Annotated in this window: 8 protein-coding genes; 6 read left to right on the top strand and 2 right to left on the bottom strand. The window is 64.1% G+C overall.

Features of this window, described 5'->3' with window-relative positions; translation table 11 throughout:
* Window positions 1–203: 203 nt before the first annotated feature.
* Window positions 204–2363, bottom strand: coding sequence for a L,D-transpeptidase family protein (locus IVA75_RS33900; RefSeq protein WP_247287596.1), 2160 nt, complete (start codon window positions 2361–2363; stop codon window positions 204–206).
* 347 nt (window positions 2364–2710) lie between these two features.
* On the bottom strand, window positions 2711–4204 hold the full coding sequence (locus tag IVA75_RS33895) for a sigma-54 dependent transcriptional regulator (protein WP_247287597.1): 1494 nt from the start codon (window positions 4202–4204) through the stop codon (window positions 2711–2713).
* Between the two features lie 127 nt (window positions 4205–4331).
* On the opposite strand from IVA75_RS33895, the gene IVA75_RS33890 reads away from it, so the two are divergent.
* The 6 genes from IVA75_RS33890 (at window position 4332) to IVA75_RS33865 (ending at window position 12796) form a co-directional block, all read left to right on the top strand.
* Window positions 4332–6263 (top strand): M3 family oligoendopeptidase, encoded by a 1932-nt coding sequence (locus tag IVA75_RS33890; protein WP_247287598.1) that lies wholly within the window; start codon window positions 4332–4334, stop codon window positions 6261–6263.
* Window positions 6264–6506: 243 nt separating this feature from the next.
* A complete protein-coding gene (locus tag IVA75_RS33885; RefSeq protein ID WP_247287599.1) occupies window positions 6507–9467 on the top strand; it encodes a patatin-like phospholipase family protein in 2961 nt (986 codons plus the stop codon).
* Between the two features lie 142 nt (window positions 9468–9609).
* Complete coding sequence (locus tag IVA75_RS33880) at window positions 9610–9762, top strand: aa3-type cytochrome c oxidase subunit IV (RefSeq protein ID WP_007596280.1); 153 nt, start codon at window positions 9610–9612, stop codon at window positions 9760–9762.
* A 137-nt stretch (window positions 9763–9899) separates the two neighbouring features.
* Window positions 9900–11027: a Re/Si-specific NAD(P)(+) transhydrogenase subunit alpha gene (locus IVA75_RS33875; RefSeq protein WP_247287600.1), complete on the top strand. Its 1128-nt coding sequence runs from the start codon at window positions 9900–9902 to the stop codon at window positions 11025–11027.
* An 11-nt stretch (window positions 11028–11038) separates the two neighbouring features.
* Window positions 11039–11356 carry a proton-translocating transhydrogenase family protein gene (locus IVA75_RS33870; RefSeq protein WP_007596278.1) on the top strand — a complete coding sequence of 106 codons (318 nt, stop codon included), beginning with the start codon at window positions 11039–11041 and terminating at the stop codon, window positions 11354–11356.
* A gap of 42 nt (window positions 11357–11398) precedes the next feature.
* Window positions 11399–12796: an NAD(P)(+) transhydrogenase (Re/Si-specific) subunit beta gene (locus IVA75_RS33865; RefSeq protein WP_247287601.1), complete on the top strand. Its 1398-nt coding sequence runs from the start codon at window positions 11399–11401 to the stop codon at window positions 12794–12796.
* The last annotated feature ends 69 nt before the right edge of the window (window positions 12797–12865 follow it).

Raw genomic sequence — 12865 nt, 5'->3', positions numbered from 1 at the left:
TAAAGCGAGAAGGTTAACTCGAGGTTGACCTTCCCGCCCCCAAACCAAGTCAGATCGCGAACCTAACCGGGTGAGTGTGGCGAAAAAAGGCCCGCTGCCCGAGGTCAGGTGGAGAATGGTTAACGTTAAGCGACCCCATCCAGAGGATGAGGTCGCTTATTTTATTGCTGAATTTCAGGAAATCAGACCCGGGCGGGCCTGGCTCAGCGGGTGAACACCCGCTGCTGCTGCGGACGGCGGCCGACCGGAGCCGGCGGCGGGGTCGGCGCTCCGAACAGGCGCTCGAAGAAATTCGGGCCGGACGAGCCGCCATTGGCCGCCAGGACGCCGTTCGGCAGCGTCGTTGCCGGGCGTGAATAGCTCGGCTGGGAGTGCGCGACCACGTTCTCGAGATCCTTGCCGCGACCGTTCTTCAGGATGTTGATCATGGTCGCGTCGCGGCCATAGACGTCCTTGCGGAATTGCAGCTTGCCGCCATCGTCCACGAATGCGGTCTGATAGGTGATGTTGACCGGGATCGGGGTCGGGAATTTCAAGTCGATCTCGCTCTTGCCGTACATGCTGCGGATGCGTTCCGGCGTGTACTTCTCGTTCGGCATCGCGATGTTGAGCAGGACCGACGCGTACTGATCCGGGTTCTGCACGCGCATGCAGCCGTGGCTGAAGGCGCGTTCGTCCCGGGCGAACAGGTTCTTGTCCGGCGTGTCGTGCTGATAGACCAGGAACTTGTTGGGGAAATTGAAGCGGATGCGGCCGAGCGCGTTGGCTTCACCGGGCGGCTGCGAGATGTGCACTGAACCGTCGCGGTTCTGCTCGAGCTTGAGGCCCATGCGCTGGAGTACGGTCGGGTCCTGCTGAAGTGCCGGCAGATATTCGTTGTAGACGATCGACGGCGGCACGTTCCAGGTGGGATTGACCGTGATGTACTTCATCGTCTCGGTGAGCAGCGGGGTCGCATGCGTGCCGGGCTTGCCGGTGACGACGCGGGTGGTCCAGACCTGCTGGCCGCGCTGCATCACCTTCAGCGTGTAGTCGGGAATGTTGAGGATGACGTAGGCATCGCCGAGCGAGGGCACGCCCAGGTCGCGCGGCAGCCAGCGCCAGCGCTCCATGTTCACCAGCACCACGTCGATCTGCTTGTCGCGCTTCGGGGTGTTGATCGCCTTGACCGTCTTGTCGTCGAGGACGCCGGTCGCCTTGAGCTCGGCGCCGTTCTGGAATTTGCGCACGGCTTCTGCGACCGCCGCGTCATAGCGGCTGTCGTTGGCGTTCTCGGTGATGCCGAGCTTGGCGCGCAGCTGCGGCACGCGCGGATCTTCAACGACGATTTCAGCCTGCTTCTTGCCGGCCGGGGTGTATTTCAGCGTCGGACCATCGGCGATCTCGATCACCGGGCCGTTGCCCTGGCCGCGGAGCTCTGCGAGCTTCGCCTTCAGCTCCTTATAGAGCTTCTGCGGCGGATTGTAGCTGTCGAGCGCCGCGGAGGCGTCCGCCGCCGTCGTGACCTTGGCGAGCACCTCGTTCGGATCGATCGGATGCTCGGGATAGAGGATGTCGCCGCTGACCTGTGACCAGTGCATGCGGCCGCTCTGAGCCTGGCGCGCATAGTCGAACATGCTGGCGGTGAGCTTGAGCTCGGCATCGGCGAGCGTATCGGGTGTCGTGGCGGCTGCGAAGTCCGGCAGCGGGTAATCGGCGGGATTGAGACCGTCGGACGCCGCGTCCTTCAGCCGTGCGATCACGCCCTTGGCCGCAGCGGTCAGGCTGCCGGCCTGGGTCCAGACCGGCGCGAAGTCGCGTGCACCGTAAAACTTCTCGATCGTCGCGCGCTCGTTCTTGCGGTCGAAATAGCGTGAAGCCTTGGCGCCGATGGCGTCCTTGAGCTTGTCGGCGACCGGCTGGTCGGCGGCGGGAACGTTGCTCGCGGCCTTCACCGGCTCCGAGGCCGGAGCCGCAGCGGTGGCGGGCGCGGCCGGCGTTGTCGCCGTGTCGGCCTTGGCAGGTTCCGTCTTCGCCGTCTCGCTCTTCGGCGCCTCGGTCGCCGGCGTGGTGGCGACGTCGGAAGGCTTGGTCTCGACCTTGTCCGGCGCGGGAGCGGCTTCGGCCTTCACGGGTTCCTTGACCGGCTCCTTTGCCGAGTCCTGAACCGTGCCGGTGGTGTCGAGCTTGATGTCGGATGCGGTCGGGGGCGGGACGTTTGCGGGTTCGGGGCGCGGGATCGCGGCTTCGATCGCGAGCTCGGCAGCGCTGCTGCGCGCCTGATCCTGCGCCAGGGCCGAGCTGGCCGATACCGTGAGGAAGGTCGCCGCGACCGTCATCAAGACACGGTCAAAGCCTGCACGGTGGTTCAAACAGTCACGCATTGTGTCGCACCCCTCGGGTGAACTGTCCCCCGTGGAACAGCTTCGTTATCGCCTATTGAGCTTCGGCTAAACCGCGCCGGCCTCTCGAAAGTTGCACGCCTGCACGCAACGAATCCTACGCAGACGATATACAGACCCCGATTTCGCAGCCAGCGCTACCCGGGACAACTCACGACAAACTGACTTCAAGCAAGCCTCTTGGCAACGGATTGTGCGCTTCTGCCACGCGCTTTTCCCTGTATCTGTCACTTCCAAGTCACGGTTCAAATCGCAGTCGAATTCCGTCGTCGTACGAACGGCTTACAGTCGTATCGCTCCGCCCGGACGAACCTCCGTTCGCGTCAGGCTCAGTGCGTCTCCTCACCGCTTTTGCCGCCATGGCCGGGAACCCCGGCCTCATCGAGTTTGCGGTAGAGGGTGGACCGGCCGATTTTGAGGCGGCGGGCGACCTCGGACATCTGCCCGCGGTAATGCGAGATCGCGAAACGGATGATCTCGTTCTCGATATCCTCCAGCGGCCGGACGTCGCCGGTCGCGGTCAGCATGGAGAGAGCACCCGCTTGCGGCAGCGGTGCGATCGGTATGTCATTACCCGACACGACGGAGGGGGTCGCGATCGGCTCAAGCATCAGCGGCGCGGTCGGAATGTCTGTTCCCGGATGTGGCTGCGAGGCGATCAGGGGGAAGTCGTCAAGGCCAAGCTGGTCGCCGTCGCTCATCACCACGGCGCGGTAGACCGCGTTTTCGAGCTGGCGGATGTTGCCGGGCCAATCGAGCTGGGCAAGGTGAGCAACGGCCTCGCCGCTGATGCCGGTGATGGGGCGGTTCTCCTCGGCGGCAAAACGCGCCAGGAAATGCCTGAGCAGATGCGGAATGTCCTCGCGCCGGGCGCGCAGCGATGGGATCGTGAGCGGCAGCACATGCAGGCGATAGAACAAGTCTTCCCGGAAGTGGGCCTGCTTGACCCGCTCCAGCAGCCTGCGATTGGTCGCCGAGATGATGCGGACGTCGACCTTCACGGGTCTGCGGCCGCCGACCGCCTCGACCGCGCCTTCCTGGAGCGCGCGAAGCAGCTTGACCTGCGCGCTCAGCGGCAGCTCGCTGACCTCGTCCAGGAATAGCGTGCCGCCATGGGCTTCGACGAACTTGCCGGTGTGGCGTTCGGTGGCGCCGGTGAAGGCGCCCTTCTCGTGACCGAACAGGATGGACTCGACGAGGTTATCGGGGATCGCGCCGCAATTGACCGCGACGAACGGCTTTGCCTTGCGCTCGCCGCTGCCATGGATGGCACGCGCGAACATCTCCTTGCCGACGCCGGACTCGCCCTCGATCAGCACGGGGATCGAGGAGTTTGTTGCTTTCTGCGCCGCGCGCATCACGCTCGCCATCGCCTCGGCGCGGGTGATGATGTCGGAGAAGGTCAGCCGGCCCTCGCGGCTGTGACGGATGCGCTGCAATTCGCCCTTGAGCGCCGAGGAGTTGAGCGCGTTGCGAAGAGAGACCTGGAGCCGCTCCAGGCCGACCGGCTTGACCACGAAATCGGCCGCGCCCGCGCGCATCGCCGAGATTACATTGTCGATGCCGCCATGGGCCGTCTGCACGATGACGGGGATGCTGAGACCCGCTTCGCGGATTTTCGCCAGCACGCCCATGCCGTCGAGGCCGGGCATCACGAGATCGAGGATGACGCCGTCGATGGCCGCGTCAGGGGCGGTGAGGGCGGCAATCGCCGCGTCGCCGGAGTCCACCACGATCGTCTCATAGCCGCATTTCTGCACCATGTTTTCGACCAGCCGGCGGGCTACAGCGTCGTCGTCGGCGATCAAAATACTGGCAGCCATGGTGTTCCCCGCACGCTACTACTATCTGTCTCGAATCGGGGCACTCTGGCCGAAGCCGATTAACGCACTGTTAAATCCTGATGCCCCCGCCCGCCGTCGCGATTGTTGAACACAGGTTTCCCACACAATGAATTCGCGCTCCAAGCCTGCAGTTAAGAAGTCCGCCATCAGCAAGCCCGCTCTTCGCAAGCCGAACACCAAGACAGCCAAGGCAAAACCCTCCAAGCGTTCACCCGCCAAGTCTTCGCTTGCCAAGCCTTCACCCGCAAAGCCTGCGAGCAAGACCGGCAAGCTTCCGGAGTGGAACCTCGCCGACCTCTATTCCGGGATCGATGCACCGGAAGTGGCGCGCGATCTCGCAAAGATGGATGCCGATTGCGTCGCGTTCGAGACGGACTACAAGGGCAAGCTCGCAACAGGAACAGCAAAGGAAGATGGCGGAAAATGGCTCGCTGAAGCCGTGCGACGCTATGAGGCGATCGACGACCTCGCCGGCCGGCTCGGCTCGTACGCTGGCCTCGTTCATGCCGGCGACAGCGTGGACCCCAAGATTTCAAAATTTTACGGCGACGTTTCCGAGCGCCTGACGGCGGCATCGACACATCTGCTGTTCTTCGCGCTCGAGCTCAATCGCATCGATGACGATATTTTGAACCGCGCGATGCAGGCCACCGAGCTCGCGCACTACCGTCCCTGGATCGAGGATCTGCGCAAGGAGAAGCCGTACCAGCTCGACGACAAGCTCGAGCAGCTCTTCCTGGAGAAGGCGCAGACCGGCTATTCCGCCTTCAACCGGCTGTTCGACCAGACCATCTCGGGCTTGCGCTTCAAGGTCGGGCCCAAGGATCTCGCGATCGAGCCAACGCTCAATCTGTTGCAGGACCGCGACGGCGCCAAGCGCAAGGCCGCGGCAGAGGCGCTCGCAAAGACTTTCAAGGCCAATGAGCGCACCTTTGCGCTGATCACGAACACCCTGGCCAAGGACAAGGACATCTCCGACAGCTGGCGCGGCTTCAAGGACGTCGCGGATTCCCGGCATCTGAATAACCGCGTCGAGCGCGAGGTGGTGGATGCGTTGGTCGCCTCAGTCCGCGCGGCCTATCCAAAATTGTCGCATCGCTACTACGCGCTGAAGGCACGCTGGTTCGGCAGGAAGCGCCTGGCCTATTGGGACCGCAACGCGCCGCTGCCCTTTGCTGCGACCGACGTGATCGGCTGGGGCGACGCGCGAAACATGGTGCTCACCGCCTATCGCGGCTTCTCGCCAAAGATGGCTGACATCGCCGAGCGCTTCTTCACCGACCGCTGGATCGACGCGCCGGTGCGCCCGGGCAAGGCGCCGGGGGCCTTCTCGCATCCGACCACGCCGTCCGCGCACCCCTACGTGCTGATGAACTACCAGGGCAAGCCGCGCGACGTGATGACGCTCGCCCATGAGCTCGGCCACGGCGTGCACCAGGTGCTGGCGGCCAGGAACGGCGCATTGATGGCGCCGACGCCGCTGACGCTGGCGGAGACCGCGAGCGTGTTCGGCGAGATGCTGACCTTCCGGCGGCTGCTGGCGCAGACCAGGAGCGCAAAGCAGCGCCAGGCGCTGCTCGCCGGCAAGGTCGAGGACATGATCAACACCGTGGTGCGGCAGATCGCGTTCTATTCCTTCGAGCGCGCGGTCCACACCGAGCGCAAGAACGGCGAGCTCACCGCGACGCGGCTCGGCGAGATCTGGCTCTCTGTGCAGGGCGAGAGCCTGGGGCCGGCAATCGAAATCAAAGCGGGCTACGAGAACTACTGGATGTACATCCCGCACTTCATCCATTCTCCGTTCTACGTCTACGCCTATGCGTTCGGCGATTGTCTCGTGAACTCGCTCTACGCCGTCTACGAGAATGCGGCCGAGGGATTCGCTGAACGGTATCTCGACATGCTCGCCGCCGGCGGCACCAAGCATTATTCCGAACTGCTGCGGCCGTTCGGGCTCGATGCCAAGGATCCAAAGTTCTGGGACGGCGGCCTGAGCGTCATCGCCGGCATGATCGACGAGCTGGAAGCGATGGGCTGAGGCAGGCGCGAGTTGCCTGAAGCGCGGCTCGAGACCTTCCGCAGGATGCAGCGCCGGCGCGTTCCAGCCGGCGCCGCGCAGCCTTTGGCGACGCAGCGTTTGGCCACATAGCCTTCGCAACCGCGCGCCGGCGATGTGGCATTGAACGTTTGCATCCCCGGCGAGACTAAAATTTCATAAGGCTATTTTCATTCGCTTTACAACCATTGATTGCCGGTGCTCCGCCGCCCAGGGGAGGCACGCATGCTCGATCATGTCCAGCCGACGCAGCCCGTTGAAGCCCGGGCGCCGCGGTCTACTGAGGAAATGCCGTGGTGCGAAAAGCACCATCAGATCGTTCGCGACGAGATCGAAGCCATCAACACCCGCCGCGAGGCGACGCGCCAGATCGGCACGGATGGTCTGCAATCCTGCCAGATGCTCGACGTCACCGGGCTCGCATTGTCCGGCGGCGGCATTCGGTCCTCGGCGCTCTGCCTCGGCGTCCTCCAGGCGTTGAACCACCACAATCTGTTCCGGCGGATCGACTACCTCTCGACTGTCTCGGGCGGCGGCTACATCGGCGCCTCGCTCAGCGCGACCATGACGGTCACGCGGCGTTTCGTGTTCGGGGAGAGGCCTTCGGGCGGCACCGCGACCGCGAGCGAGATCAGCGATACCGCCTCCGTCGGGCACATCCGGAATTACTCCAACTATCTGATCCCCGCCGGCGTGCGCGATCTCCTCACCGGCTTTGCCATCGTGGTGCGCGGATTGATCGCCAATATCGGGATCATCCTTCCGATCATCCTGATGCTGGCGGCGGTCACCATCTGGTCGACGCCGACCCGGACGTGCCTGACGGTCGCCAATCTGTTCGGCGTCAGCTTTGTCGATTCCAAGAGATGCGAGCTATACGATTTCGGCTTCGTGAATCAGCACGGCTTCACCAAGGTCGGTGCCATCGCCTGTGTGATCCTGCTCGCCTGCGCAGTGCTGGCATATATCTGCTCGCGATCCGAACGGGGGAGCGGTCCGGCGATCGTATGGGTCTATGCCGCGGCCATCGTCCTTGTCGTCGGCGGCGCCTGCGATTTCGCGCGCGTGCTCAAGGTGACCAACTTCGCGCTCACCCTGGCAACTGCGATCATCGTGGTCGGACTCTTTTTCCTGTGGGCGATCGTGCGGTCCTTTGCCCGCCCGAGCCATCGCCAGGAATTTCGTTCGCATTTGCCGACCGTGGGGGCGACCTTCCTGGTCCTGCTGTCGGCCATCGCCTTCTTCGAGTTTCAGCCGTTCATGCTGCGGCAGATGTTCGATGTTGCCGACAGCAGCGTGATCGGCGGGCCGGTCGGCGGCGTCGCGGTGACCTGGATACAGTCGCTTGCCGCCGTCGCGGCGCCGATCGCGGCGCTCGTCGCCGCGTTCCGGCAGCAATTTCTCGAGCTGCTGAAGGGCAACAGCGCTTCCTCGCAGCGAGGATCGATGGTTCTTGCAGTCGTTGCCAAGGCCGCGCTCTGGTTCGCCGGCCTCGCCTTGCCGCTGATCATCTGGGTCGCTTATCTCAATTTGTCTTATTGGGGGATCTCCAACGACATCTTCAGGGATTGCTCGGCCCAGACCGAGCAGAGGGACTGCATCGCCAAGGCAAAATTGTCCGCGACCCTCCCGGCGGCGCTCGCAGGCAAGGTGCAGCTGGACCGAAACGCCGCCATCGAATTCACTGAGCCAAAGGCTGCGCCGTCCCCCGAGCCGCGCGTCGAGACGGACTCGGATCGGTTGGCGACTTGGCACGCGCCGGCGTGGCTTCAGCCTGCGGCACAATGGGTCAAGCTCAGGGTTCAGCCGTACTTTCCCCAACTGTTCCAGGGATCGGGATCCGACGCGGCCTACGGCTACACCCTGCCGGTGATCGTCCTGTATGCGCTGACGGGTCTGTTGTTGTTCCTGGTCTCCTGGCTTCTGACCCCGAATGCGAACTCGCTGCACCGGCTTTACCGCGACAGGCTGAGCAAGGCCTTCCTGTTCAACCCGATCCGGCCGGTCGAGCACGATCTTGCGCGTGCCGAGGCCAGTCTAGACCAGGGGCGCGACTTCAAGTCGCTCGATCGCATGAAGCTGAGCGACCTTTATGGCGTCGCAGACGCTCAGGAGGACCGCCAACAGGGCGGGCCCAAATTGCTGGCGCCTTATCACCTTATCAACACGGCGCTGAACATCCAGGGATCGGACTTCGCCAACCGGCGCGGCCGCAACGCCGACTTCTTCGTATTCTCACCGCGCAATGTCGGGAGCGAGGCCACCGGCTACGCGGCGACCCTGGCTGTCGAGAAGGCCGAGCAAAGTCTCGACCTCGCCACGGCCATGGCGATCTCCGGGGCGGCTGCGTCGTCGAACATGGGATCGAACTCGATCCGATCGCTGACGCCGACGCTTGCGCTTCTCAACGTGCGGCTCGGCTTTTGGCTGCGAAATCCGCGCTACGTGAATGCGCGCTGGTTCCGCCGCTTCTCGCCGCTCTTTTTCTGGTCGGAGATTTCCGGCCGTCTCTACGAGAACAGCGACGGTGTCTATCTCACCGACGGCGGCCATATCGAGAATCTCGGCATCTACGAGCTGCTGCGCCGGCGTTGCCGGGTCATCATCGCCGTGGATGCGGAAGCGGACACGCCGATGAACTTCGCGTCGCTGATGACGTTGCAGCGTTATGCCCGCATCGATCTCGGTGTCCGGATCGATCTGCCCTGGATACCGATCCGCGAGCGCACGCGGGCCGTCATGGCGTGCAATGCGGACCCCTCGACGTCCTCAGGCCGGCGCCACGACGAGCCGATCGATCACGTCCACGTCGCCGTCGGCACCATCGACTACGGCGCCGGCGACATTGGCTATCTCGTCTACCTTAAATCGTCCCTGACCGGAGACGAGAACGACTACATCCGCGACTATGCGCGGCGGCACGCCACGTTCCCGCACGAGACCACGGGCGACCAGTTCTTCTCGGAGGAGCAGTTCGAGGTCTACCGCGCGCTGGGCTTCCACATGGCCCACGGTTTCCTGTCCGGCGACAACCCGGTGGCGGTCGGGTGCGGCGTCAATCCGCATACGGCCCGATTCACCGAAGCGGGCGAGCCGGCGATCGACGCGGTCCGCGAGGCGCTCGGCCTTCCAGTATCCCAGCGCCCCGCCGCAAGCGTCACCGCCACGATGATCGATCAGGGCTGAGCGGCGCTCGCGCCGAGCTTTCCCGCCAATCGGAATTCCAAATGACCTGATTTGCCGGGAAACCGCGCCTGCCTGCCGTTGCCCTGCCCGAAAGTTTGCGGTATCCCAGCCATGAAATTCGACTTTCGACTGGGGACAATTCATGGCCGACCATAGCGAAGTGGCGTACAGCACCGCCGACGGCAACGACTACGTTGCCCACGAGCAGACCTACGAGGGCTTCATCAAGCTGGTGAAGTACGGCACGGTCTCGGTCGCGCTCATCGTGATCCTGATGGCGATCTTCCTGACCTGATCCACTGCCTGCAGCACCGCCAGCGTCGTCGGTGCCCATAAAATTTGCAATCAAGCCGGATTGAAAACCGGTATCCAACGTTGCGGGAGTAACGCTAAGTTCGCGTGCGCGCTCTTTCCCGCGTCGCCGGAGGGCCTATGAAGATCGCCGTTGCCAAGGAAATCGATCCGTCGGAGCCGCGGGTCGCCGCTTCGCCGGATACGGTGAAGAAGTTCAAGGCGTTAGGCGCCGAGATCGCCATCGAGCCGGGCGCCGGCCTCAAGTCGGGTCTGCCGGATTCCGAATTCACCGCCGTGGGCGCCACCGTCAGCGCCGACGCGCTGAAGGACGCCGATATCATCATCAAGGTGAAGCGCCCCGAAGCCTCCGAGTTGGCCCAGTACAAGCGCGGCGCGCTCGTCATCGCCATCATGGACCCCTATGGCAACGAGGCCGCGCTGAAGACGATCGCCGATGCCGGCGTCTCCGCCTTCGCGATGGAATTGATGCCGCGCATCACGCGCGCGCAGGTGATGGACGTGCTGTCCTCGCAGGCCAACCTCGCCGGCTACCGCGCCGTGATCGAGGGCGCCGAGGCCTTCGGACGCGCCTTCCCGATGATGATGACCGCGGCCGGCACGGTGCCCGCCGCCAAAGTGTTCGTGATGGGCGTCGGCGTCGCCGGCCTCCAGGCGATCGCGACCGCGCGCCGTCTCGGCGCCGTCGTCACCGCGACCGACGTCCGGCCCGCCACCAAGGAGCAGGTCGAATCGCTCGGTGCAAAATTCCTCGCCGTCGAGGATGAGGAATTCAAGAACGCGCAGACCGCCGGCGGCTACGCCAAGGAAATGTCCAAGGAGTACCAGGCCAAGCAGGCCGCGCTCACCGCCGAGCACATCAAGAAGCAGGACATCGTGATCACCACTGCGCTGATTCCGGGCCGGCCTGCGCCGAGGCTCGTCACGGCCGACATGGTCAAGTCGATGAAGCCGGGATCGGTGCTGGTCGATCTCGCTGTCGAGCGCGGCGGCAATGTCGAAGGCGTCAAGGCGGGCGAGGTCGCCGATGTCGGTGGCATCAAGATCGTCGGCTATACCAACGTCGCCGGCCGCGTCGCGGCGTCGGCCTCCAGCCTCTACGCGCGCAATTTGTTCAACTTCATCGAGACGATGGTCGACAAGACCAGCAAGGCGCTGGCCGTGAACTGGGACGACGAACTCGTCAAGGCGACCGCGCTGACCAGGGATGGCGCCGTCATCCACCCGAACTTCCAGCCGAAAGCGTAAGGAGAGCCGTCGTGGAGCATATTGCACAGGTCGTCGATCCCTTCGTCTTCCGACTGTCGATCTTCGTTCTCGCCGTCTTCGTCGGGTATTTCGTGGTGTGGTCGGTGACCCCGGCGCTGCATACGCCGCTGATGAGCGTGACCAATGCGATCTCCTCGGTGATCGTGGTCGGAGCGCTGCTCGCTGTCGGCGTCGGCATGATCTCGAGCGGCTCAGGCTGGGCGCGCGGCTTCGGCTTCATCGCGCTCATTTTCGCCTGCGTGAATATCTTCGGCGGCTTCCTTGTCACCCAGCGCATGCTGGCGATGTACAAGAAGAAAGTGAAGTGAGCGGCGTGCACCTCGGGGTGACAAAGGCAAAGGGGACCTGAGATGAACGCCAATCTGGCTGCAGTTCTGTATCTCGTGGCGGGTGTGCTGTTCATCCTGTCACTGCGCGGGCTGTCCAGCCCCGCCTCATCGCGGCAGGGCAATTTCTTCGGCATGATCGGCATGGCGATCGCGGTCGCCACCACGCTGGCCAGCCATCCGCCGGCGGACGGCCTCGCCTGGATCCTCGTGATCCTTGGCATCGCGATCGGCGGCAGCGTCGGCGCGGTGATCGCGCGCCGCGTGCCGATGACCTCGATGCCGGAATTGGTCGCCGCGTTCCATTCGCTGGTCGGCATGGCCGCGGTGCTGGTCGCCGCCGGTGCGTTCTACGCGCCAGAGGCCTTCGACATCGGCAGCCCCGGCAACATTCATCCGCAGAGCCTGGTTGAAATGTCGCTCGGCGTCGCCATCGGCGCGTTGACGTTCACCGGCTCGGTGATCGCGTTCCTGAAGCTGTCCGCGCGGATGAGCGGTGCGCCGATCATCCTGCCGTTCCGCCACTTCATCAATATCGCACTCGCGATCGCCCTCGTCGTCTTCATCGTCGGACTGGTGATGTCGGGCAGCGCGCTCGACTTCTGGCTGATCGTCATCATCGCGCTGGCCCTCGGCGTGCTCATGATCATCCCGATCGGCGGCGCCGACATGCCGGTCGTCATTTCGATGCTGAACTCGTACTCGGGCTGGGCCGCGGCCGGCATCGGCTTCACGCTCGGCAACTCCGCGCTGATCATCACCGGCGCGCTGGTGGGATCGAGCGGCGCGATCCTGTCCTACATCATGTGCCACGCGATGAACCGCTCCTTCATCTCGGTCATCCTCGGCGGCTTCGGCGGCGAGACCGCGGCGGCGGGCGGTGGCGGCGGCGAGCAGAAGCCGGCCAAGCTCGGCTCGGCCGACGACGCCGCCTTCATCATGAAGAACGCGCAGAAGGTCATCATCGTGCCCGGCTACGGCATGGCGGTGGCGCAGGCCCAGCATGCGCTACGCGAAATGGGCGACATCCTGAAGAAGGAAGGCGTCGAGGTGAAATACGCCATTCACCCGGTCGCCGGCCGCATGCCCGGCCACATGAACGTGCTGCTGGCCGAAGCCAATGTGCCCTATGACGAGGTGTTCGAGCTCGAGGACATCAACTCCGAATTCGCGCAGGCCGACATTGCTTTCGTGATCGGCGCCAACGACGTCACCAATCCGGCGGCCGAAGAGGACAAGACCTCGCCGATCTACGGCATGCCCGTGCTCCAGGTCTGGAAGGCCGGAACCGTGATGTTCATCAAGCGCTCGCTCGCCTCGGGCTATGCCGGCATCGACAATCCGCTGTTCTATCGCGACAACACCATGATGCTGCTCGGCGACGCCAAGAAGGTCACCGAGAACATCGTCAAGGCGATGTAACGCGGAGACAAACCGACCATTGCGAATGCGACGCGCGAGCAGCGCGTCGCATGGTACGCCGCTCAGCAG

The organism is Bradyrhizobium sp. 134 (genome assembly GCF_023074155.1).
GTDB lineage: Bacteria > Pseudomonadota > Alphaproteobacteria > Rhizobiales > Xanthobacteraceae > Bradyrhizobium.
The sequence above is the reverse complement of the archived record's forward strand: the minus strand, read 5'-3'. Positions and strand labels throughout refer to the sequence as shown.